Source organism: Stenotrophomonas sp. YJH_SMC_135 (genome assembly GCF_059372355.1).
Map to the genome: position 1 here is coordinate 495,135 of NZ_JCAFVN010000003.1, position 21,545 is coordinate 516,679.

General features: G+C 67.8%; 21 protein-coding genes. 6 read left to right on the forward strand and 15 right to left on the reverse strand.

The window, feature by feature from the left end; translation table 11 throughout:
- Positions 1-69: 69 nt before the first annotated feature.
- The 11 genes from AC5P98_RS13290 to AC5P98_RS13340 all read right to left on the reverse strand — a co-directional run bounded on the left by AC5P98_RS13290 (position 70) and on the right by AC5P98_RS13340 (position 11,505).
- Complete coding sequence (locus tag AC5P98_RS13290; protein ID WP_014647779.1) at positions 70-1,341, reverse strand: glutamate-5-semialdehyde dehydrogenase; 1,272 nt, start codon at positions 1,339-1,341, stop codon at positions 70-72.
- Entirely contained in the window at positions 1,338-2,495 is a 1,158-nt protein-coding gene (proB, locus tag AC5P98_RS13295) for a glutamate 5-kinase (protein WP_049406140.1), read from the reverse strand. Before proB ends, AC5P98_RS13290 begins: the two co-directional genes overlap by 4 nt.
- Before the next feature lie 11 nt (positions 2,496-2,506).
- On the reverse strand, positions 2,507-2,770 hold the full coding sequence (locus tag AC5P98_RS13300; protein WP_014647781.1) for a YciI family protein: 264 nt from the start codon (positions 2,768-2,770) through the stop codon (positions 2,507-2,509).
- Positions 2,770-4,065, reverse strand: coding sequence for an argininosuccinate lyase (argH, locus tag AC5P98_RS13305; RefSeq protein ID WP_014647782.1), 1,296 nt, complete (start codon positions 4,063-4,065; stop codon positions 2,770-2,772). Before argH ends, AC5P98_RS13300 begins: the two co-directional genes overlap by 1 nt.
- Positions 4,066-4,085: 20 nt before the next feature.
- Positions 4,086-5,039: an N-acetyl-gamma-glutamyl-phosphate reductase gene (argC, locus tag AC5P98_RS13310; protein WP_049406138.1), complete on the reverse strand. Its 954-nt coding sequence runs from the start codon at positions 5,037-5,039 to the stop codon at positions 4,086-4,088.
- Positions 5,036-5,635 carry a GNAT family N-acetyltransferase gene (locus AC5P98_RS13315; protein ID WP_014647784.1) on the reverse strand — a complete coding sequence of 200 codons (600 nt, stop codon included), beginning with the start codon at positions 5,633-5,635 and terminating at the stop codon, positions 5,036-5,038. Before AC5P98_RS13315 ends, argC begins: the two co-directional genes overlap by 4 nt.
- 4 nt (positions 5,636-5,639) lie before the next feature.
- A complete protein-coding gene (locus AC5P98_RS13320; RefSeq protein WP_049406136.1) occupies positions 5,640-6,968 on the reverse strand; it encodes an acetylglutamate kinase in 1,329 nt (442 codons plus the stop codon).
- Between the two features lie 75 nt (positions 6,969-7,043).
- Positions 7,044-8,132: an acetylornithine deacetylase gene (locus tag AC5P98_RS13325; protein WP_014647786.1), complete on the reverse strand. Its 1,089-nt coding sequence runs from the start codon at positions 8,130-8,132 to the stop codon at positions 7,044-7,046.
- A 151-nt stretch (positions 8,133-8,283) separates the two neighbouring features.
- Positions 8,284-9,480 carry an argininosuccinate synthase gene (locus AC5P98_RS13330; RefSeq protein ID WP_014647787.1) on the reverse strand — a complete coding sequence of 399 codons (1,197 nt, stop codon included), beginning with the start codon at positions 9,478-9,480 and terminating at the stop codon, positions 8,284-8,286.
- 119 nt (positions 9,481-9,599) lie between these two features.
- Positions 9,600-10,610: an N-acetylornithine carbamoyltransferase gene (locus AC5P98_RS13335; protein ID WP_014647788.1), complete on the reverse strand. Its 1,011-nt coding sequence runs from the start codon at positions 10,608-10,610 to the stop codon at positions 9,600-9,602.
- A gap of 331 nt (positions 10,611-10,941) precedes the next feature.
- The gene (locus AC5P98_RS13340) at positions 10,942-11,505 is read right to left on the reverse strand and encodes a glycine zipper 2TM domain-containing protein (protein WP_014647790.1); all 564 of its coding nucleotides are present in this window, start codon (positions 11,503-11,505) and stop codon (positions 10,942-10,944) included.
- A gap of 188 nt (positions 11,506-11,693) precedes the next feature.
- Here AC5P98_RS13340 and cysS point away from each other — a divergent pair, with 188 nt between their 5' ends.
- From cysS to AC5P98_RS13355, 3 genes are read left to right on the forward strand one after another with little or no spacing between them, the layout of a single operon-like run.
- On the forward strand, positions 11,694-13,070 hold the full coding sequence (gene cysS / locus AC5P98_RS13345; RefSeq protein ID WP_049406315.1) for a cysteine--tRNA ligase: 1,377 nt from the start codon (positions 11,694-11,696) through the stop codon (positions 13,068-13,070).
- Positions 13,071-13,124: 54 nt separating this feature from the next.
- Complete coding sequence (locus tag AC5P98_RS13350; protein WP_032956126.1) at positions 13,125-13,577, forward strand: SufE family protein; 453 nt, start codon at positions 13,125-13,127, stop codon at positions 13,575-13,577.
- Positions 13,574-14,821 carry an MFS transporter gene (locus AC5P98_RS13355; RefSeq protein ID WP_032956128.1) on the forward strand — a complete coding sequence of 416 codons (1,248 nt, stop codon included), beginning with the start codon at positions 13,574-13,576 and terminating at the stop codon, positions 14,819-14,821. Before AC5P98_RS13350 ends, AC5P98_RS13355 begins: the two co-directional genes overlap by 4 nt.
- Before the next feature lie 555 nt (positions 14,822-15,376).
- Here AC5P98_RS13355 and dksA read toward each other — a convergent pair.
- Positions 15,377-16,603 carry an RNA polymerase-binding protein DksA gene (dksA, locus tag AC5P98_RS13360; protein ID WP_014647794.1) on the reverse strand — a complete coding sequence of 409 codons (1,227 nt, stop codon included), beginning with the start codon at positions 16,601-16,603 and terminating at the stop codon, positions 15,377-15,379.
- A gap of 271 nt (positions 16,604-16,874) precedes the next feature.
- Between dksA and yidD the strand changes: the two genes are divergently transcribed.
- Genes yidD through AC5P98_RS13375 form a run of 3 tightly spaced genes read left to right on the forward strand, consistent with a single transcriptional unit; the run spans position 16,875 to position 19,322 of the window.
- Positions 16,875-17,129 (forward strand): membrane protein insertion efficiency factor YidD, encoded by a 255-nt coding sequence (yidD, locus tag AC5P98_RS13365; RefSeq protein ID WP_014037867.1) that lies wholly within the window; start codon positions 16,875-16,877, stop codon positions 17,127-17,129.
- Between the two features lies 1 nt (position 17,130).
- Positions 17,131-18,477, forward strand: coding sequence for a dihydroorotase (locus AC5P98_RS13370; protein ID WP_032956131.1), 1,347 nt, complete (start codon positions 17,131-17,133; stop codon positions 18,475-18,477).
- Positions 18,477-19,322 carry a M23 family metallopeptidase gene (locus AC5P98_RS13375; protein ID WP_032956132.1) on the forward strand — a complete coding sequence of 282 codons (846 nt, stop codon included), beginning with the start codon at positions 18,477-18,479 and terminating at the stop codon, positions 19,320-19,322. The genes AC5P98_RS13370 and AC5P98_RS13375 overlap by 1 nt, the downstream gene beginning before the upstream one ends.
- Before the next feature lie 89 nt (positions 19,323-19,411).
- Here the strand turns inward: AC5P98_RS13375 and AC5P98_RS13380 are convergent, their stop codons facing one another.
- From AC5P98_RS13380 to ubiG, 3 genes are read right to left on the reverse strand one after another with little or no spacing between them, the layout of a single operon-like run.
- Entirely contained in the window at positions 19,412-20,116 is a 705-nt protein-coding gene (locus tag AC5P98_RS13380) for a squalene/phytoene synthase family protein (RefSeq protein WP_049406312.1), read from the reverse strand.
- An 11-nt stretch (positions 20,117-20,127) separates the two neighbouring features.
- Complete coding sequence (locus AC5P98_RS13385; protein ID WP_014647799.1) at positions 20,128-20,823, reverse strand: phosphoglycolate phosphatase; 696 nt, start codon at positions 20,821-20,823, stop codon at positions 20,128-20,130.
- Positions 20,820-21,536, reverse strand: a complete 717-nt coding sequence (gene ubiG / locus AC5P98_RS13390) for a bifunctional 2-polyprenyl-6-hydroxyphenol methylase/3-demethylubiquinol 3-O-methyltransferase UbiG (protein WP_014647800.1) — start codon at positions 21,534-21,536, stop codon at positions 20,820-20,822. Before ubiG ends, AC5P98_RS13385 begins: the two co-directional genes overlap by 4 nt.
- Positions 21,537-21,545: the final 9 nt, after the last annotated feature.

Genomic DNA, 21,545 nt, shown 5'->3' on the forward strand with positions numbered 1-21,545 from the left:
TGGTGGGTGCCGGCCTTGGTCGGCACCGGGGTTTGCCGCGAAGAGCATCTACGCGCCGCGTGGATCCACTTATGTACGCGTCTGCCCTTCGCCGCGCACGACAAATCGTTCAACGGTGAGGGCTTCCAAGCCCATCGGGCCGTAGGCGTGCAGGCGCGTGGTGGAAATACCGATCTCACTGCCCAGGCCCAGCTGGCCACCATCGGAGAAGCGCGACGAAGCGTTGACCATCACCACCGCCGAGCGCAGCGCGTTGACGAAGCGCTCGGCGTGGCCGGTGTCCTCGGTGGCGATCACTTCGGTGTGGTCGGAGGTATAGGTGCGGATGTGCGCGATGGCTGCATCAAGATCATCGACCACGCGCACCGCCAGCACCAGATCGAGGAACTCGGCGGCGTAATCCTCCTCGGTCGCCGCCGTGCTGCCCGGCAGCAACGGCTGCGCCTGCGCATCGGCGCGCAGCTGCACCCCACGCTCACCCAGCGCCTGCGCCACGCGCGGCAGGAACGCGTCAGCCACGGCGCGGTGCACCAGCAGCGTCTCCAGCGAATTGCACGCCGCCGGCCGGCTGCACTTGCCGTCCACCAGCAGGTCGATGGCCTTGCCGAGGTCGGCGCTGGCGTCCACGAACAGGTGGCACACCCCCTTGTAATGCTTGATCACCGGCACGCGCGCGTGCTCGGCCACGAAACGGATCAGGCCTTCGCCGCCACGCGGAATGGCCAGGTCGATCAGCTCATGCAGCTGCAGCAGTTCCAGCATCGCCTCGCGGCGCAGGTCGGTGAGCACGGTCACCGCCGCCGGCGGTACGCCGTTGGCCTTCAATGCACCGGCCAGCGCCTGGGCGATGGCGGTATTGGAGTGGATCGCTTCGGAACCACCGCGCAGGATCACGCCATTGCCGGCCTTCAGGCACAGCGCGGCGGCTTCGGCCGTCACGTTCGGGCGCGCCTCGTAGATCATCGCAATCACGCCCAGCGGCACGCGCACCTTCTGCACGCGGATGCCGTTGGGACGTACGTCGTCGCGCGTCACCTGGCCGACCGGGTCAGGCAGCGCGGCCACCTCGCGCACCGCCTCGGCCATCGCGAACAGCCGCGGCGGGTCCAGTGCGAGGCGGTCGAGCATGGCACTGCCAACGCCCTTGTCGCGCGCGGCGGCGAGGTCGCGTGCGTTGCCGGCCAGGATCAGTCCGGCATTTACTTCCAGGGCCTGCGCCATCGCCAGCAGCAGCGTGCGTCGCGCCGCACTGTCCAGGCCGGCAACGATCTGCGCTGCATCACGGCAGGCGCGCGCCTGGGCTTCGATTTCGCTCATCGGGGTGTCCTTCAAACCGGTCATGGCAGCACCAGGTCGTCACGATGGACGACGCTGCCACCGTAGTTGTAGCCCAGCACGGCCTGGATGTCGCGCGAATGATGGCCGGCGATGCGGCGCACGTCGGCGGCGGCGTACTGGCTGACGCCGCGGGCGACACAGACACGCCCCTGCGGCGCGATCCAGCACACCTGCACCATGTCACCGCGGCGGAACGCACCCTCCACACCGGTGATGCCGCCGGGCAGCAGCGAGGCGCCCTTCTCCCGCATCGCCTGTGCCGCACCGGCATCGACGACGATCGCGCCCTCGGCCAGCGGCGCGTGCCGCAGCCAGTGCTTGCGGGCAGCCTCGCGGCTGCGTGCGGCGTGGATGCGGGTGCCGAACAGGCGGTCCTGCGCCAGCGCGCGCACCACATCGCTGCTGCGGCCGTTGAACAGGTAGGTCTCGATGCCGAGGCGGCCCGCCTTGGCCGCCGCCTCCAGCTTGGTACGCATGCCGCCGGTGCCGGCGCGCGAGCCGGCGCCGCCGGCCATCGCCAGCACATCGTCACTCAGTTCCGGCACGTCGTGCAGTGGCCGCGCGTCGGCCACGGTGCGCGGATCTGCGTTGTACAGGCCGTCGATGTCGGTGGCGATGAACAGTGCATCGGCATCGACCAGCGCGGCCACGGTCGCGGCCAGGTTGTCGTTGTCACCGAGCTTGAGCTCGTCCACCGATACGGTGTCGTTCTCGTTGACCACCGGCAGCGTACCCAGCCGCAGCAGTTCGCTCAGCGTGGCGCGTGCATTGAGGTAGCGGCGGCGGTTGCGCAGGTCGTCGTGGGTCAGCAGCACCTGCGCCACCGGGCGCTCGAAGAAGCGCTGCCAGAGCCCGATCAGCTGGGCCTGGCCGAGCGCGGCCAGGGCCTGCCGCGCTGCCATCGCCGCACCGGGTTCATCGGCCCGCGGCAGGATCGCGCGCCCCGCCGCAACCGCGCCGGAGGAGACGATCACCACCTCGCGCCCAGCCAGCACGTTGGCGGATACAAACTGGGCCAGGCCCAGCGCGTGGCGTGGCGACAGGCCGCCACCATCGGCCGCCAGCAGGCTGCTGCCGACCTTCAGCACCGCACGCCGCCATGGCGGCAGCGCCTGTTGCGGGAACGGCGAAGCGACGGTGGCGGCGTGCAGGGTCATCGGTCAGGGCCTCAGCGGGTATTCCATTCGTGCACGGTCAGCTCGGAAGCGTGCATCGTCACCAGCGGATCGGTGGCGACGATGGCCCGCGCCTGTTCCAGGCTCTCGACATTGCACAGCACATAGGCGCCACCGCTGCCATCGGCGAAACCACCGGTCAGCTGCAGCTTTCCCTGTGCCTGCAACGCCTCGAGGAAATCGCGGTGCGGCTGCACCGCCGCATCGTTGAAGTCCGGCCGGCGCATCGCCATCACCAGATAGACAGTGCCCGCCATCAGGACAGCGCCTGCCAGCGTGCGCGCAGTTCGTCCAGGCGCAGATCGGCAGCCGAGCCCGGCGATACACGCGCAGCCAGGCTGCCTTCCGGGGTACGTCCCTGCCCTGCGCTGTCGGCACCGGCTGCAGCGGCCTTGTAGGCCTCGCGGAACGGCACACCGGCCACCGCCGCTTCCACGGCGACGTCGGTGGCATACATGCCCGAATCGATCGCTGCGCGCAGCCTGTCGTCACGCCACTCCAGATTGGCCAGCAGCGCCGGCAGCAGTTCCAGCGCGGCCAGGCCACGGCCGAAGCCGTGGAAGATGGCGCCCTTGGACGACTGCAGGTCACGGTGATAACCCGAAGGCAGCGACAGCAGCTGCTCGATCTCGGTGCGCGCGGCGGCGACGCTGGCGTGGGTCGCACGCATCAGCTCGATCACGTCCGGGTTGCGCTTGTTGGGCATGATCGAACTGCCGGTGGTGTACTGCGCCGGCAGCGCGACGAAGCCGAACTCGGCGCTGGTGAACAGCGACAGGTCCCAGGCGATGCGGCGCAGGTCCAGCGTAGCGCCACCGAGTGCTTCCAGCGCGGCCAGCTCGAACTTGCCGCGCGACAGCTGTGCGTAGATCGGCGAGATCTGCATGCGCGCGAAACCGAGCGCGGCCGTGGTGTGCTCGCGGTCCAGCGGCAGGTTCACCCCGTAGCCGGCGGCGGTGCCGAGCGGATTGGCGTCGACCAGCGCATGGGTGTCACGGGCGCGGATGGCGTTGTCGATGAAGGCCTCGGCCCATCCGGCCCACCACATGCCGGCCGAAGAGACCACGGCGCGCTGGATATGGGTATAGCCGGGAATCGGCAGGTCCTTCTCGGCCTGCGCACGGTCCAGCGCGATCTTGGCCACGTCGGTGCTGAGCCCGGCCACGCGCAGCAGCTTCTCCTTCAGCCACAGGCGGGTGGCGACCAGGATCTGGTCATTGCGGCTGCGGCCGGTGTGGATCTTGCGGCCAGCGTCGCCGAGGCGTTCGGTCAAACGCGCTTCGATTGCTGAGTGACCGTCTTCGTACTGCGTATCCAGCACGAAGCGGCCTTCACGGAAATCCTGCGCCAGCACGTCGAGCTCGCGCAGCAGGCCTGCCAGCTCGTCGGCGCTGAGGATGCCGATGTGCTGCAGGCCCTGCGCATGCGCGGCGCTGGCAGCGATGTCATGCAGGAAGAACTCGCGGTCGAGGATCACATCGTCGCCGGCGAGGAAGGTCTGGATCTGGGCGTCGACAGCGACGCCGGGCTTCTGCCAAAGAAGGTCTGCCATGGGGGCTCCGGAAGGCGTGTTCAGTGCGGGATCGACGTCAGTTCGTCGATGCCCAGCGCAAGGTTGAGGTTCTGCATGGCCTGGGTGGCCGCGCCCTTGAGCAGGTTGTCCAGGGTCGCCACCACCACCACCCGCTTGCCGCCCGGGGCCAGGGTGAAGCCACCGACCTGGGCACCGTGGCGGCCGGCGATGCGGCTGACCCACGGCGCTTCATCCACCACTTCGATCAGGGGTTCGCCGGCATAGGCCTGCTGGAAGCGCTCGACGATCTGTTCGCGGGTCTGCACGCGGTTCAGCCACAGGTTGGCGGTCAGCGTGATGCCGCGGAAATGCGGCGCGACGTGCGGCATGAACTCGACGGCCACGCCCAGCTGCACCGACACCTCGCGCTCGTGCACGTGGTTGGTCAGCGCATACGGCATCAGGTTGTCGGCCAGCAGTTCGACGTTGTTCTTGTCCGACGGCGTGGTACCGGCACCGGAGTAGCCGGAGACACCGAAGCACTGCGGCGGGCCGGCCAGCAGGTCCAGCAGCGGATGCACCGCCAGCTGCATCGCCGTGGCATAGCAGCCCGGGTTGCTGATGTGCTTCTGGCCGTTGTAGCGGCCGCGGGTCAGCTCCGGCAGGCCGTAATACCAGCTGTTGTCGAAGCGGTAGTCGGCCGAGAGATCGACGATGACGGTGTCCGGCTTGGCGGCTTCAAGCGCGGCCACGAACGGTGCGGCCAGGCCGTTGGGCAGGGCCAGGATTACCGCGTCCACGCCTTTGGCGGCCACCGCGTCGACATCCAGGTTCTCGTACTGCAGCTCGCCCTGGAATTCCGGGTGGTGGTCGGACAGGCGCTGCCCGGCGCGTTCGCGCGAGGAGACGAAGGCCAGATCCAGGCGCGGATGGGCGGCCACCAGCTTGATCAGCTCGGCGCCGGTATGGCCGCGGGCCCCGACGATGCCCAGGGTGAAAGTCGAATCGTTCATGCGTGGCTGTCCAGGCGGTACTGCAGGTGGCGCTTCACGCCCTGCCATTCCGCATCGATGATGGAGAAGATGACGGTGTCGCGCGGCGTGCCGTCGGCGTGCCGCTTGTGGTTGCGCAGCACGCCATCCTGCTTGGCGCCGAGGCGTGCGATGGCGGTGCGCGAAGTGAAGTTGAACCAGCTGGTCTCGAACACGACGCTCAGGCACTGCAACCGCTCGAACGCGTGGCTGAGCAGCATCAGCTTGGTCTCGGTGTTGACCCCGGTGCGTTGCGCAGACTCGCCATACCAGGTGTAACCGATACTCAGGCGCGGCACGTCCGCTTGCAGATCGTAGTAGCGGGTGGTGCCGACAATCTGGTCGTTGGCATCGAACACCACGAACGGCAGCACCCTGCCTTCGGCCTGCGCCTGCAGCGCTGCCTGCACGTAGCCGGCCATGGTCTTCGCATCGGGCACCTGGGTGTACCAGAGCCTGGACAACGCGCCATCGCCAAGCGCGCCGCGCAGGCCATCGATATGCCCCATCTGCAGCGGCTCCAGCCGCGCATGGGTGCCCGCCAGCGTAGGGACCTTGGTCCAGTCGGCATGGTTCATGTGTTCAGCCCTGCAGGCTCGGCGCGCGCCGGGCGCAATGGTCGACATAGGTCTTGATCCGGTCGATGCCGTCGGCGCCGAACCAGAACACCTTCCAGTGGTCCTGCTTGTAGCAGCCGTCGGATTCAGCGTAATAGAAGTGGTTGATCGGATTGCCATGGCGCGAACGCCAGAACAGCTGCGGGGTTTCCTCCAGCATCACGTTCCAGACCGCGCGGCCCAGGCCCTCGCCCTGCGCATCGTCGAGCACGGCGAACTTGTCCAGGTACACGCCCTCGGCCTCGTCGGTGAGGATCACCGCGGTGCGGTAGTTCTCGCTGACGTAGGCGCGCAGCAGCTTCGTCTTTTCGAAGTACTCCGGCACCAGGGTGCGGCCGAAGCTGGATTCGATCAGGCCCTTCAGGCGCGGCAGGTCCAGCGCGTTCCAGGCGGTGGCGCGCAGCACCTTCTCGCCCTTGCGCACAAGCGTCCCCGAACCCTTGTGGGTGAACAGTTCCTTGGCCAGATCGGCCGGGCGCGTGATCGACACCGACGATTCCAGCGGCAGGCGATCGAGCAGATCCTTGATCTGTTCGATCTTCACCTTCATGCCGCCGTGGATCCACGGCTGCGCGATCAGGTGGTCGTACTCGGTGGACAGGTTGATCGAATCGATCACGTTGCCCTGCTCGTCCAGCAGGCCGCCAGTGCCGGTCAGGAAGATGATCTTGTATGGCTGCAGTTCCTGCACCAGCTCGTTGGCGGCGAAGTCGGCGTTGACGTTGAGGATCTGGCCGCCAGCGGTCTCGCCCAGGCTGGTGATGACCGGGATCGACCCGGCACGCAGGCTGGCCTCGATCGGTGCCAGGTTGACCTTCTTCACCTCGCCGACCAGGCCGTAGGTGTCCACGTCCAGGTACTCGGCCTCGAACACGCCGCCGGTGATCGAGGTGGCGCGCGCGCCGTTCTGCTGCAGCGCCTCGACCAGGCGCAGGTTGGACTGCTGGAACACCCGGCGCACGATCGCCAGCGCTTCCGGCGACGTCACGCGCAGGCCGTTGACGGTCTGCTTCTCGATGCCGGCGGCCGACAGTTCGGCATCCAGCTGCGGGCCGGCGCCGTGCAGCACGATCGGGGTCAGCCCGACTTCCTGCAGGAACGACAGCGAAGAGGTCAGCGCGTCGAGGTCGTCGCGCAGCACCGCGCCGCCGACCTTGACCACGGCGAAGCGCTTGGCGTCCAGCTGCGAGAAGCGCTTGAGGTACTGGCTGATCTCCTTCGCGCTGGCCATGCTGGAAAGCAGGCGCACGATGGTCTGGCGGGTCTGGCGGTGGGGCTGGAGGGCAGGAGACATTTCGGTTTCGTCACAGGCGGCGGTCGCCGCGTTGCAGTTCCACCCGGCCAGGGCCGGGCGGCGTTGTAGGGTCGATCAGGCGCCGGCGGCGATGATGCGATGCACGGCGTCGGTGTAGCGCTGCAGCTGCTCCAGCGTCACGAACTCATCGGCGGTGTGGGCCTGGGCGATGTCGCCCGGGCCGAACACCAGCGTGGTGTAGCCACCGGCGGAGAACAGCGAGGCCTCGGTCCAGAAGTCCACCGCGTTGCCGATCGGCAGCTCCAGCGCATCGGCCACATCGCGCGCCAGCAGGCGGCGGTTCTCGGCCTCGGCGATGTCACCGGCCGGCAGGCTGGGGCCACGGAACGTTTCGGTGAACACGGCGGCTTCCGGTTCGGCGAAACCGGCGAAGGTCGCCAGCAGGCCATCAATGTCCATCGACGGCAGCGGGCGGAACCCGAAGCGCACCTCAGCAGCCGGTGCGATCATGTTGGCCTTGATCCCGCCTTCGACGCGACCGATGTTGAAGCGCAGCCCGGTCAGCCCGCCGAAGCGGGCCGAGGCCAGCGATTCCACATGGTCCAGTGCACGGTTGCCCCAGCGCATGGCCTGGTGCAGCGCGCTGGCGGCCGCGTCCTGCTTGCCGGACGCATGGCCGGCGCGGCCGGCGAACTGCATCAGCACCGAGCTGATGCCACGATGCGCCAGCACCGCTTCACTCATGGTCGGCTCGGCCACCAGCACCGCTTCATACGGCAGGCCACGGGCCAGGAACGCGGCGATACAGCGCGGATCGTTGGCTTCCTCGTCGCTGGAGAACAGGAAGGCGGCATCGCCATCGCTGGCATTGGCCGCCGCCACCAGCGCAGCGGCGGCGCCCTTGATGTCACACACACCCAGGCCGACCACACGGTCGTCCAGGCGCCGCATCACATGCGGGTCGGCACTCCAGTGCGGCGAGTCCGGCACGGTGTCCAGGTGCACGTTGAACAGGTACTTCGGCGTCCCGCGCACGGCGTACAGGCTGACTGCGCCCGCGCCATGGTCGATCACCTCGACGTTGAAGCCGGGCAGGTTGTCGCGCAGGTAATCGAAGATGCCACCGGTGGTGATCGCACGCGGCGGGTTGCGGGTGTCGAAGGACACCAGGGCCTGCAGGTGATCGAGCGTCTGTTCAAGCATGTGTCTGAATATCCGTAGGGTTCGAAATCGGTAGTGCCGGCCGCTGGCCGGCTCCGCAATGATCCAGCCGTGCCACGAGCCGGCCAGCGGCCGGCACTACCCTCCATCGACGTTGCGAGGCGCCGGCCAGCGGCCGGCACCCCGTCACAGGTCAACCGCGGTTGACCTGCGCGTAAACGGTGGAGCTCATGCCGAACAGCTTGATGAAGCCTTCAGCCTCCTCCACGCCCCAGTCGGCCGACTGCGCGTAGGTGGCGCCCTTGGTGTTGAGCAGGTGCGGCGACTTCACGGCCACCGCATCGACGCGGCCACCACGGGTTTCCAGCACCACTTCACCGTTGACCTTGGCCTGCGAGGACTTCAGGAAGGCTTCGATGTCGGTCTTCAGCGGGTCGTGGTAGAAGCCTTCGTACACCAGCTCCACCCACTTGCGCGCCACGTCCGGCTTGAAGCGGTTCTGCTGCTTGGTCAGCACCGCATCTTCCAGCGCACGGTGTGCGGCCAGCAGCGAAACCAGGCCCGGGGCCTCGAACACGATGCGGCCCTTCAGGCCGATCACGGTGTCGCCGGTGTAGACGCCGCGGCCCACGCCGTACGGCGCGAACAGCTTGTTGAGCTGGGCCAGGATCTGGTCACCCGGCAGCGCCTTGCCGTCCAGTTCGACGGCTTCGCCTTCAACGAACTTCAGGGTCACGGTCAGGGCCTGCTCCGGCCACTCGCTGCGCGGTGCGCACCAGCCACGCGCACCCTCGCCCGGGGCTTCCCACCGGTCGATCTCGCCGCCGGACATGGTCAGGCCCAGCAGGTTCTCGTTGATGGTGTAGGCCTGCTGCTTGGCGCGCACGCCGAAGCCACGCTCTTCCAGGTACTTCTGCTCGTAGGCGCGGGTCTGGGTGTGTTCCTTCTGGATCTCGCGGATCGGCGCGATGATCTGGTAGTCGCCCAGCGCCTTCACGGCCAGGTCGAAGCGGACCTGGTCGTTGCCCATGCCGGTGCAACCGTGGGCGATGATGTTGGTGCCCAGCTCGGCAGCACGCTTCAGCGCGGCATCGACGATCAGGTAGCGGTCCGAGACCAGCAGCGGGTACTGGCCCTGGTAGCCTTCGCCGGCCCACACAAACGGCTTGACGAAGCCTTCCCAGATGGCCGGGCCACCGTTGACGGTAAGGTGGCTCGCCACGCCCAGTTCGGCGGCGCGCTTCTCGATGAAGTCACGCTCTTCATCATCGACGCCGCCGGTGTCGGCGAACACGGTGTGCACGTTGTAGCCGCGCTCCTGCAGGTACGGCACGCAGAAGCTGGTATCCAGGCCGCCGGAGAAGGCGAGAACGACGTCTTTGTTGCTCATGGGGGTCAGGTCCACTTGGGGGATGGGAATTCGGTAGAGCCGACCGTTGGTCGGCTGGAATATTGGATGCGCCGCTGCGGGAGCAGCCGACCAACGGTCGGCTCTACCCCTTGTTCGATCTAGCGCCCGGCAACCGCCGCCATGATCGCCTTCTGCACGTGCAGGCGGTTCTCGGCTTCGTTGATGGCGATGCACTGCGGCGAATCCATCACCGCGTCGGTGGCCTTCACGTTGCGGCGCAGCGGCAGGCAGTGGCTGAACACACCATTGTTGGTCAGCGCCATCTTCCGCTCGTCCACGATGAAGTGCTTGAACTGGTCGCGGATCGGCTTCTCCGGTTCCCAGTTGCCGAAGAACGGCAGCGCGCCCCAGCTCTTGGCGTAGACCACGTCGGCGCCGGCGTAGGCGCTGTCGATGTCATGGCTGATCTTCAGCGAGCCGCCGCTCTCGGCCACGTTCTGCTCGGCCCAGCCCATGTAACGCTCGTCGAGGATGTAGTCGGCGGTCGGGCACAGCAGGGTCACGTCCATGCCCATGCGGGTGGCGATGGTCAGCGCCGAATTGGCAACGGCGGTGTTCAGCGGCTTGGGGTGATAGGTCCAGGTCAGCACGTACTTCTTGCCACGCAGGTCCTGGGTGCCGAAGTGCTCCTGCAGGGCCATGATGTGGGCCAGCTCCTGGCACGGGTGGGTGATGGTCTCCATGTTGATGACCGGCACCGGCGAGTACCTGGCGAAGCTGTTGAGGACGATGTCCTGGCGGTCGTAGGCCCAGTCGATGAACTTGGGGAACGCACGCACGGCGATGATGTCGCAGTAGCGACCCAGCACCTTGGCCACTTCAGCGATGTGCTCTTCGGTATCGCCGTCCATCACCGTGCCGAGGTTGAACTCGATCGGCCACGCATCCTTGCCCGGCTGCAGCACCACCGCGTGGGCACCGAGCTGGAACGCGCCCAGTTCGAAGCTGGTGCGGGTGCGCATGGACGGGTTGAAGAACACCAGCGCGATCGACTTGCCCTTGAGCTGGTCGCCGAGCTTGTTGCGCTTGAACAGCGCCGCCTGGGTCAACAGCGCGTCGAGATCGCTGCGGCTCCAGTCCTGGGTGTTCAGGAAGTGCTTGGGGGACATCATCTTTCCTTGCGTGGCGGCGCCGGTTTCGACGCGGTGGAAGGGAAAACAGGAATCAAAGGTGGAGCGGGAAGATTGCAGTTGCAGCTTTCAGAAGATGCATTTTCGAAGCGCGGAAACGAAAAAACCCAGCCGGCGGGCTGGGTTTTTTCGGACGAACAGCAAAAAGCTCCGGTTACCCAGCGAGGATGTGGGGTTCCGGTCGACGCGCACGCGAGGTCATGCCCGACGCCTGTCGGGCTGCGCTGCTGTCGTGCTGGAAGTCGGTGAGCTTCATGGTCAACCATCTTTGCATGCGGCCGAGGCCGGCGCAAGGGCCGGGGTCCCAGAATCAGGGATTGCTGGCCGTGCCCTGCTCCGGGCCGACCCAGGGCGTGATCGACACCCGGATCTTGAGCCGGTTGCCGGGGTCTTCCGGCAGCCGCGAACGGTACTTGGTGCCCTTGTAGACGTAATCCACGTCGTAGGCGATGGGCCGGCGGAATTCACGCCCCACCGGCACGATGCGGCAGTCGCGGGTCAGCATCGGGCCAGTGTTGGCCGGCGCCGGGGCCGGCGTCTCGGCTCCGGGCTCCTCAACGGCCTCTTCGTCGCTGCGCTTGAACATCGAGCGCACCGAGTCCCAGAAGCGGCTGATCCGGCCCTTGTCCTCGACCGGCTCCTCGCCGGTCACGTTCACCGGGGCCAGGGTCCGGGTCGACACCGGCTCGCAGTGCTCCTCGGTGCGGGTCGCGCGCAGGGTCTGGAACACCGGCTCCACGTTCAGCACCTGGGCGTAGTCGAACTTCACGTTCTCAACGATCACCACCCGGTTGCGGGGCTCGGCCTCCTGCGCCAGCACCACGGCGGGCAGCGCCGACAGGCAGGCCAGGGTCAGCAACGCGGTGGATTTCATTGGCGACGGGAGCAAGGACACGGCAATAGTGTAGGCAGTGGCGAGCGCAAGGGGCTGAACATTACCCGTCCACGCCGCTCCTGCCCACCCCACCCCGGGTGGCCCCGGCGTCCACCGGTGGCAACGGGTGCCCCCAAAGGGGGCAGACACGTTCTAAAATCACAGGCTTGTCCCCCAGCCACAGCCCCATGACCCTGCGCCTGCACAACAACCTGACTCGCCAGCTCGAACCGTTCACCCCGCTCGATCCGGCCTGTCCGACCCTGTATGTGTGCGGCCCGACGGTCTACAACTACGTGCACATCGGCAACGCCCGTGGCCCGGTGGTGTTCGGGGTGCTGGCCGACCTGCTGCGGCGCCGTTTCGGTGGCCTGCGCTACGCGCGCAACATCACCGACGTGGACGACAAGATCAACACCGCCGCGCGCGAGCAGGGCGTACCGATCAGCACCATCACCGACAGGTTCGCCGCCGCCTACCGTGAGGACATGGCCGCGCTGGGCGTGGTGCCGCCGGACATCGAGCCGGAGGTGACCGCGCACATTCCGCAGATCATCACCATGATCGAGCAGCTGATCACCAACGGGCATGCCTACGCTGCCGAAGGCCACGTGCTGTTCGCGGTGGCCAGCTTCGATGGCTACGGCAAGCTCTCGCGCCGCGATCCGGACGAAATGCTGGCCGGCGCCCGTGTCGACGTGGCCCCGTACAAGCGTGATCCGGGTGATTTCGTGCTGTGGAAGCCGTCCAGCGACGACCTGCCCGGCTGGGCGTCGCCCTGGGGCCGTGGCCGCCCGGGCTGGCACATCGAGTGCTCGGCAATGGCCGCCGCCCACCTGGGCGAGACCATCGACATCCATGCCGGCGGCGTCGACCTGCAGTTCCCGCACCACGAGAACGAGCTTGCGCAGAGCGAGTGCGCCCACGGCGGCAAGATCTTCGCCCGCTTCTGGCTGCACAACGGCATGCTCAACTTCGGCGGCGCCAAGATGAGCAAGTCGCTGGGCAACATCGAGCGCGTGCACGACCTGGTGCGCCAGCACCCGCCGGAAGCACTGCGCCTGGCCCTGCTGTCGGCCCACTACCGGCAACCGCTGGACTGGTCCGATGGCCTGATCGAACAGTCGGTGCGCACCCTGGACCGCCTGTACGGCACCTTGCGCGAACTGGCGTCAGTCGAGGCGGTCGTTGCGATCCCGGCCACGGTCGAAGCGACCCTGGATGACGATCTGAACACCCCGCAGGCACTGGCCGAAGTGGCCCGCATCGCCGCCGATGCGCGTCGTGCCACCGATCCGGCCGAGCAGGCGCGCCTGAAGGGTGAACTGCTCGGCGCCGGACTGGCACTGGGCCTGCTGCAGGCCGATCCAGCGCAGTGGTTCGGCACTGCGGCCAGCGACGGCGGCGACGATGCCCGCATCCAGGGCCTGATCGATGAGCGTGCCGCTGCCAAGAAGGCGCGCGACTTCGCCCGTTCCGACGCCATCCGCGACCAGCTGGCCGCCGAAGGCATCGTGCTGGAAGACACCCCGCAGGGCGTGCGCTGGTCGCGCAAGCGCGGCTGACCCGCCCTGCCCCGTGGCCGGTACGCCGGCCACGCCCCCACCGTAGAGACTGTTGTGATCGACTCCCCGTTCCCGCTTGAACCCACCGCCGCCGAGGCACAGGCCGCCATCGCCGAGGAATTCGGCTTCTTCGGCGACTGGTCCGAGCGTTACCAGTACCTGATCGACCTCGGCCGCAAGCTGCCGGCCTTCCCGGAAGAATGGAAGACCGAAGAGCATCGCCTGCTCGGCTGCCAGTCGATGGTCTGGATCGTGCCCGAAGGCAACGCGCAGTCGCTGCGCTTCCATGCCATCAGTGATTCGGCGATTGTCTCCGGCCTGATCTTCCTGGCCCTGCGTGTGTACTCCGGGCGCTCGGCGCAGGAGATCCTGGCTACCGAGCCGAGCTACATCCAGGACATCGGCCTGGCCCGCCACCTCTCGCCGACCCGCAGCAACGGCGTGGCGGCGATGCTGGCCTTCATCCGCGAGACCGCGCAGGCCCAGCTGCAGCGCGACCCGTCGTGAGCGAGCCTGCCACAGCCGAAGACAGCGCGCTGGGCCTGCTGTCCCGGCCCGGTTTCGCCAGGCTGCTGGCGTACCGCATCTTCGCGATGCTGTCCTACCAGGTGGTCGCGGTCACCGTCGGCTGGCACATCTACGAAGTCACCCGCAATCCGTTCTCGCTGGGCCTGATCGGCCTGGCCGAGGTGCTGCCGTTCTTCTGCGTGGCGCCGTTCGCCGGTTACCTGGTGGATCACCTGCCGCGCCGCCGCCTGGGCATGGTCGCCTGTTGCGGACTGATCGCCACCGCACTGGTATTGACCAGCGTGGCCATGGGCTGGCTGCCGATCGACGGCGTGTGGCCGATCTACGCAGCCATTGCGCTGACCGGCATGGTCCGCGCCTTCCTGTCGCCGATCTACAACGCCCTGTTCGCCCGCGTACTGGCCCGTGACCAGTTCGCGCGTGGCGCCGGCCTGGGCGCGGTGGTATTCCAGGCCGGCATGATCGCCGGCCCGGCACTGGGCGGCGTGCTGGTCGGCTTCGGTGGCAAGGGCCTGTCCTACGCGGTGGCCACCGCCTTCGCGCTGGTGGCGATGGCCTGTCTGGCCACGCTGAAAGTGGAGGAGCCGGTGCACACCGGCCCTGCCGCGCCGATCTTCAAGAGCATCGCCGAAGGCGCGCGCTTCGTGGTCGGCAACCGGATCATGGTCGGCGCGATGGCGCTGGACATGTTCTCGGTGCTGCTGGGCGGCGTGGTGGCGATGCTGCCGGCATTCCTGCACGAAATCCTGCACCACGGCCCGGAAGGCCTGGGCATCCTGCGCGCGATGCCGGCGCTGGGCTCGGTGTGCGTGGGCCTGTGGCTGGCCCGCCACCCGCTGCACCGCAATGCCGGCCGCGTGCTGCTGTTCGCGGTGGCCGGCTTCGGCCTGTGCGTGATCAGCTTCGGGCTGTCGCAGCACTTCTGGCTGTCGGCGCTGATCCTGCTGTTCTACGGCGCCTTCGATGGCGTCTCGGTGGTGATCCGCTCGACCATCCTGCAGCTGGCCACGCCGGAAGAAATGCGCGGTCGCGTATCGTCGATCAACGGCATCTTCATCAGTTCGTCCAACGAGCTGGGCGCGTTCTATGCCGGCACGATGGCGAAGCTGCTCGGCCTGGTACCGGCCGTGGTGCTGGGCGGGTTCGCGGTGCTGAGCGTGGCCGGGATCACCGCGTGGAAGAACCCGACGCTGCGGAAGTTGAATCTTCGCGACCTGCAGTGAGCCTGTAGAGCCGAGCCCATGCGCGGCTGCGTATTTCCATGCGCCCACGCGCCGATAGCGCCGGGCCATGCCCGGCGGGCTCTTTCCGCGACCGCGGTGGGGTGTCACGTTTCTTTTCGCGCGAAAAGAAAAGTAACCAAAGAAACACGCCGCCATCCGCGAGCCGGCGCTGCGCGCCGGTGCCCTGTGCTCCTCGGTGAATCAGGGGACGGCGCGGAGAGCCAGCCGACCAGCAGTCGGCTCTACAGGATAGAGCCGCCTCTTCGCGCCTGATTCCCCTGCGGTGCTCGGCTCGCTACAAGGCGGACTCAACAGCCGCGAGCGCACGCAAGACCGCTCCTGATAGAGCCAAGCCATGCTTGCCTGCCTTTGCTTTTGCTTTTGCTCTTCCTTGCCCTCCGGCTTCGGCCTGAGCCGAGCGTGGGCTCGGCTCTACATCGGACCCACCCGCAGGCTCCACCCGATACCCGGAAGGCGCTCTACACAGCCAACTCGAACCCAACAAAAAACCCGGCCGAAGCCGGGTTTTCTGCATGACCAGACAACGATCAGGAATCAGTCGCCCTGCTGCTTCTGCAGATGCTCCCAACGCTCCTGGGCATCGATGGTGCGCTCGGCGGTCAGGCGCGCCTCCAGGCGCTCCAGGCCGATTTCTTCGCCGGTGTCGACGCAGTAACCGTAGTCGCCCGCTTCCAGGCGCTTCAGGGTGCTGTCGATCTTGCCGATCAGCTTGCGGTAGCGGTCGCGGGTACGCAGTTCCAGCGAGTTCTCGGTCTCGCGGGTCGCGCGCTCGGCTTCGTCGCCGATGTCACGCACTTCCTCGCGCAGGTTCTCGATGGTCTGCTTGGACTCTTCCACCAGGTCCGCGCGCCAGTTCTGCAGGCGCTGGCGGAAATACTCCTGCTGCAGCGGGCTCATGTATTCCTCTTCCGAGGACGGCTTGTAGCCAGCCGGCAGGATCGGGCGGCCGGTGGCCTCGTCGGTCTTGTATTCGACCACCTTGTACTTGCTGCGCGGGGCCGGTGCTGCCGAGCGGGCGGCGACGGCCACGGCAACCTTGCCGACAGGGCGCGACACGGTCTTCGGGGCGGAATCGGATTTCACGGCGGTTTTGGCAGGCGATTTCGAAACGGGCACGGGATTCTTGGATTGCGGGGCCTTCGAAGCGGCAGGAGCGGCGGCCGGGGCCGGCTTGGGGGCCGGTTGGGCTGCTGCCACTGCCACGGTCTTGGCCGGGACAGGCTTGGCCGGAGCCGGCTTGGCAGCAGGCTTCGGTGCGGACTTCACTACTGGGGCCGGGGCCGGCTTTACGGCCGGTGCGGCAACATTCTTGGCAACCTTCTTTGCAGCGGCAGGCGTGGCGACCGGCTTGGCCGCAGCGACCTTCTTTGCCGCCGGCTTGGCGACCGGCTTGGCTGCAGCCTTCTTCACCACCGCCTTCGGCGCCGGCTTGGCTGCTGCCTTCTTGACCACCGGCTTGGCGACGGTCTTCTTCACCGGCGCAGCCTTGCTGACGGCCTTTTTCACCGGCGCCTTCTTGCTGGCAGCGGCTGGCTTGGCCTTGGCGGGCGCAGCGGCTTTCTTCGCCACCGGCTTGGTTGCCTTGACCGGCGTTTTCTTTGCGGTGGCCTTCCTGGCCGCCGGTTGCGAGGACGCTGCCTTGGTCGCCGGCTTGCTCGCCGGCTTCTTGGCAACGGGCTTTGCCGCCAACTTCTTCACAACAGGCTTGGCGGTTTTCTTGGCGGCCGTTGCGGCCTTCTTTGCAGTTTTTTTAGCAGCCACGAAACGCTCTTCCTTGGATTCCCCGGGGCCCGGGAAAGCGGGCCTTTATAGCCTACCCGACCCGCAGCAGCAACCTCGGCACCCTGCTCCATTCAGTCCTGGAGCCAAGGCGCCCAATGGGCAGTCCGACGAACACGGACCGCCTTGCGCGGTACGGAACCTGGCCAGCACCCGACGGTGCTGGTACCGGTCGCAGGCCATCGGCGACATGCGACCAACGGCCCATCCTGCACAAATGCGGCCTTCATGCCAACTGGCATAAGATGACTGGGTGATCTCGCGCCTGCTCATCGCCCTGCTGCGCTTCTACAAGCGCTTCATCAGCCCCTTGCTGGGGCCCCGCTGCCGTTTCGTGCCGAGCTGTTCTGAATACGCGATGGACGCGATCTCGCGGCACGGCCCGCTGCGCGGCAGCTGGCTGGCTGCGCGCAGGCTGGGCCGCTGCCACCCGTTCCATCCCGGCGGCTTCGACCCCGTGCCCGAGTCCCCCAACGCCCCCTCTTGCCGTTGCACAGGAAAACATTGACATGTCCTCCACCCTCATCACCAATGCCCGCATGGTCAACGAAGGCCGCACCTTCGACGGCGACCTGCGCATCGAGAACGGCCGCATCGCGCAGATCGGCAACGGGCTGGCGCCGCGCGACGGCGAGCAGGTGGTGGACGCGGCCGGGCGCTGGCTGCTCCCGGGCATGATCGATGACCAGGTGCACTTCCGCGAACCGGGCCTGACCCACAAGGGCGACATCGCCAGCGAATCGGCTGCGGCCGTGGCCGGTGGCCTGACCAGCTTCATGGACATGCCCAACACCAACCCGCCGACGCTGGATTCGACCATCCTGGAAGCCAAGTACGAGCTCGCGCGCGGCCGCGCCTGGGCCAACTACGGCTTCTACCACGGCGCCAGCAATGACAACCTGGACGCCATCCGTGCGCTGGACCCGAAGAAGGCGCCGGGCGTGAAGGTGTTCATGGGTGCTTCGACCGGCAACATGCTGGTCGACAACCCGGAAACGCTGGACGCGATCTTCCGCGAATGCCCGACCCCGATCATCACGCACTGCGAAGACACGCCGATGATCGATGCCAACCTGAAGGCCTTCCAGGAAAAGTACGGCGATGCGCTGACCCCGGACATGCACCCGGACATCCGCTCGCGCGAAGCCTGCATCAAGTCGACCCGCCTGGCGATGTCGCTGGCGCGCAAACACGGCACCCGCCTGCACGTGCTGCACATCTCCACCGCCGATGAACTGGCGCTGTTCGAGAAGGGCCCGCTGATCCGCGCCGATGGCAGCCGCAAGCAGATCACCGCTGAAACCTGCGTGCACTTCCTGCACTTCGCGCGTCCGGACTATGCGACCAAGGGCAACCTGATCAAGTGCAACCCGGCCATCAAGGAAGTGTCCGACCGCGAGGCGATCACCGCTGCGCTGGCCGACGACGTGCTGGACGTGCTGGCTACCGACCACGCGCCGCACACCTGGGAAGAGAAGCAGAAGCCCTACGCGCAGGCCCCCTCCGGCCTGCCACTGGTGCAGTACGCGCTGGTGGCCGCGCTGGAGCGCGTGCACGAAGGCAAGCTGACCCGCGAGCAGGTGGTGCAGAAGTTCGCCCACGCCCCGGCGCAGCTGTTCGACGTGGAAGAACGTGGCTTCCTGCGCGAAGGCTACTTCGCCGATCTGGTCCTGGTCGAAGACGTGCCGTTCACGGTCAAGCGCGAGGACGTGCTGTCCAAGTGCGGCTGGTCGCCGTTTGAGGGCACCACCTTCCGTTCGCGCGTCGCCTCCACCTGGGTCAACGGCCAGCTGGTGTGGGACGGCAGCAACCTGGTGGGCGAACCCGCCGGCCAGCGCATGACCTACAACCGCTGATGCGCTCGGCACTTCTGATCGGGGCGCTGCTGGCCGCGCCCCTGTTTTCCGTACCCGCGGCGCAGGCGCAGGATGGCATTGGCAGCCTGATCGACAGCCGCGTGGTGTTCCCGGCCAGTGCGTCGCAGGGCGCACTGGTGATCGGCAAGGTTCCCGCCGGCAGCCGCGTGCAGTACGCCGGTCGCCAGCTGCGGGTGAGCGGCTACGGCAGCGTGGTGTTCGGCATCGGCCGTGACGAGAAGGGCCCGCTGCGCGTGCAGGTGCAGCGCCCCGATGGTGGCAGCGAGACCGCGACCATTGCGGTGACGCCGCGCGACTGGCCCACAGAGCGGGTCAATGGCGTGCCGCCGAAGACGGTCAACCCGCCGCCGGCGATTGCCGAGCGGATCAAGCGCGAACAGGCGCAGGTGACCGCCGCACGCGCCCGCGATGACGACCGCACCGACTTCACCCAGACCTTCATCTGGCCGGTGCAGGGCCGCATCAGCGGCCGCTTCGGCAATGCCCGCGTGTACAACGGCCAGCCCGGCGCCGGTCATTCCGGCATGGACATCGCGGTGCCGACCGGCACGCCGGTGAAAGCACCGGCCGCCGGCATCGTCACCTTCGCCGGCCCGGACCTGTACCTGACCGGCGGCACGTTGCTGCTCGACCACGGCTTCGGGGTCAGCTCCAACTTCCTGCACCTCTCGCGCATCGACGTAAAGGTCGGCGACCGGGTTGAACAGGGCCAGGTGATCGCTGCGGTCGGCGCCACCGGCCGTGCCACCGGCCCGCACCTGCACTGGGGCATGAACTGGTTCGAGACCCGTATCGACCCGCTGCTGGTGCTGGAGCGCAAGTAACGGTAGTGCCGGTCGCTGGCCGGCAACCTCATCCTCTTCCGCGCCCTGCTGGATGCCGGCCAGCGGCCGGCACTACCAGGTACGTTGGATCAACCGCGCGCGGCCCACCACACGCGCAGCAGGGTGCGCACCGGGGTGGCCTCGATCGGCTTGCCTGCGGCCTGTGCCGCCACCCGCGCACGCGCCAGGCTGGACCACACACGGCGCGGGCGCGGGCCGGGCACGCGGGTGCCCCACCCCTTCAACAGATGCTGCGCCCAGCGCTGTGCGGCATTGCTGGCGTCCTCGTCCAGCAGGCTGCGCGGCACACCCGCCACGCCAGCGTCCTGCAGGCGCTGCGCCAAGGTCTGCAGCTGCACCGCACGACCGGCGCCGGTGCGCGGCTTGTCAGCGAACAAGGCCGCCTCCACCGCGGCTACGGCCTCGGCGTAGTTCGCCAGCGCGCGCTCGGCGCCAGCCGCATCCAGCGCGACCGTGCGCGCTTCAACCAGATCCGGGAGTGCCTCGGCCAACTGGGCCCACGGTGCACGCATCGGCTCCAGCAGCCTGCCCAGCGGATGGCGCGAGCGATGTCCCGCCCAGCTGCGCAGCTCCTCGCCCCACCACGCCAGCTTGGCGTCGGCCGGCAGCGGATCGCCGCTGGTGTTGAGCATGTCGTCGAACTCCTGCAGCAGCGCGAACCACGCCACTGCAAGCTCGCGTTGCGATTCGGCCACGAACGGGGCGGCCACCGACCATTCCGGCCAACGGCTGCGCCACTTGTCGAGGAAACTGTCCAGCGCGGTACTGCTCACTACACCATTCCTTACGGCTGGGCCGGGGCTGCCGGCCGGGTCGGCCAGAGACTGGCCAGTTGCAGAAGTTCAGCGTTCTCGACCAGCACGTCGGCCTGCCAGGCCAGCGGATCGTCGCTGTGCAGGCGGTAGCCCCACAGGGCTGCCACCGACGGCATGGCCGCGGCTCGCGCGGCGATGATGTCGCGCTCGTCGTCACCCACGTACACGCAGTCTTCGGCAGCAACGCCAATGGCCTGCGCAGCGTGCAGCAGCGGCAGCGGGTGAGGTTTGCGCTCGGCCAGGCTGTCACCGCCGACCAGCACTGCACAGCGCTGCTGCCAGCCGTGCTGCGGCAGGATCAGCCGCGCCAGGTACTCGGGCTTGTTGGTGACGATGCCCCACACGGTGCCGGCGTCATCCAGCGCGGCAAGCATGCCGGCCACGCCATCGAACAGCACCGCGTGCTGGCCGATCAGCGCTTCGTAGCGCTGCAGGAATTCCGGAATCAGTGCATCTCGCGCAGCGGCATCCAGGTCCGGGAAAGCGGCCCCGACCATCGCGCGCGAGCCCTTGGAGACCACCGGGCGCAGCACCGCCGGATCGATCGGCGCACGACCACGCTCGGCCAGCATCGCGTTGCAGGTGGCGACGAAGTCCGGCGCGCTGTCCAGCAGGGTGCCGTCCAGGTCGAACAGCACCGCACGCGGGAAGCGGGCGGCGGTCATGCCGGCTTGACCGCGTAGGCCAGGTAGTTGATGTCGGTGCGGCTGCTCAGGCGGGCATGGTTGCGCCACGGCTCGTAGGCCATGCCGCTGACATCCACCAGCTGCAGGTCGGCCTCGCGCAGCCAGCGCGCCAGCTCGGCCGGCTTGATGAATTCCTGGTAGTGGTGCGTGCCCTTGGGCAGCAGGCGCGCCACGTACTCGGCGCCGACGATCGCCACCGCGAACGCGGCGGCGGTGCGGTTGATGGTCGACAGGAACAGGTGGCCGCCCGGCTTCAGCAGGCGCTTGCAGGCCTCGATGATCGCGCCCGGGTCCGGCACGTGCTCCAGCATTTCCATGCAGGTGACCACGTCGAAGCTGCCCGGCTGCTCGGCGGCCAGATCCTCGGCCGCCTGCACCCGGTAATCGACCTGGGCGCCGCTTTCCAGCGCATGCAGGCGCGCGACCTTGACCAGCTCCGGGGCCAGGTCGATGGCGGTGACGTCAGCACCGGCCTGGGCCAGCGCTTCGCTCAACAGGCCGCCACCGCAGCCGATGTCGAGCACGCGGGCGCCGCGCAGCGGCACGCGGTCAGCCACGTACTGCAGGCGCACCGGATTCAGCGCATGCAGCGGCTTCTGCGGGCCGTCAGCGTCCCACCAGCGGTTGGCCAGCGCAGCGAACTTGTCCAGCTCGGCCTGATCGAAATTTGAGGAAGCGTGGGGGGCAGTCATGGGGGATGT

Excerpts from the sequence above, each read along its gene's own strand:
- AC5P98_RS13290 (WP_014647779.1), bottom strand. The coding sequence starts at position 1,341 with ATGACCGGTTTGAAGGACACCCCGATGAGCGAAATCGAAGCCCAGGCG.
- proB (WP_049406140.1), bottom strand. The coding sequence starts at position 2,495 with ATGACCCTGCACGCCGCCACCGTCGCTTCGCCGTTCCCGCAACAGGCG.
- AC5P98_RS13300 (WP_014647781.1), bottom strand. The coding sequence starts at position 2,770 with ATGGCGGGCACTGTCTATCTGGTGATGGCGATGCGCCGGCCGGACTTC.
- argH (WP_014647782.1), bottom strand. The coding sequence starts at position 4,065 with ATGGCAGACCTTCTTTGGCAGAAGCCCGGCGTCGCTGTCGACGCCCAG.
- argC (WP_049406138.1), bottom strand. The coding sequence starts at position 5,039 with ATGAACGATTCGACTTTCACCCTGGGCATCGTCGGGGCCCGCGGCCAT.
- AC5P98_RS13315 (WP_014647784.1), bottom strand. The coding sequence starts at position 5,635 with ATGAACCATGCCGACTGGACCAAGGTCCCTACGCTGGCGGGCACCCAT.
- AC5P98_RS13320 (WP_049406136.1), bottom strand. The coding sequence starts at position 6,968 with ATGTCTCCTGCCCTCCAGCCCCACCGCCAGACCCGCCAGACCATCGTG.
- AC5P98_RS13325 (WP_014647786.1), bottom strand. The coding sequence starts at position 8,132 with ATGCTTGAACAGACGCTCGATCACCTGCAGGCCCTGGTGTCCTTCGAC.
- AC5P98_RS13330 (WP_014647787.1), bottom strand. The coding sequence starts at position 9,480 with ATGAGCAACAAAGACGTCGTTCTCGCCTTCTCCGGCGGCCTGGATACC.
- AC5P98_RS13335 (WP_014647788.1), bottom strand. The coding sequence starts at position 10,610 with ATGTCCCCCAAGCACTTCCTGAACACCCAGGACTGGAGCCGCAGCGAT.
- AC5P98_RS13340 (WP_014647790.1), bottom strand. The coding sequence starts at position 11,505 with ATGAAATCCACCGCGTTGCTGACCCTGGCCTGCCTGTCGGCGCTGCCC.
- cysS (WP_049406315.1), top strand. The coding sequence starts at position 11,694 with ATGACCCTGCGCCTGCACAACAACCTGACTCGCCAGCTCGAACCGTTC.
- AC5P98_RS13370 (WP_032956131.1), top strand. The coding sequence starts at position 17,131 with ATGTCCTCCACCCTCATCACCAATGCCCGCATGGTCAACGAAGGCCGC.
- AC5P98_RS13375 (WP_032956132.1), top strand. The coding sequence starts at position 18,477 with ATGCGCTCGGCACTTCTGATCGGGGCGCTGCTGGCCGCGCCCCTGTTT.
- AC5P98_RS13385 (WP_014647799.1), bottom strand. The coding sequence starts at position 20,823 with ATGACCGCCGCCCGCTTCCCGCGTGCGGTGCTGTTCGACCTGGACGGC.
- ubiG (WP_014647800.1), bottom strand. The coding sequence starts at position 21,536 with ATGACTGCCCCCCACGCTTCCTCAAATTTCGATCAGGCCGAGCTGGAC.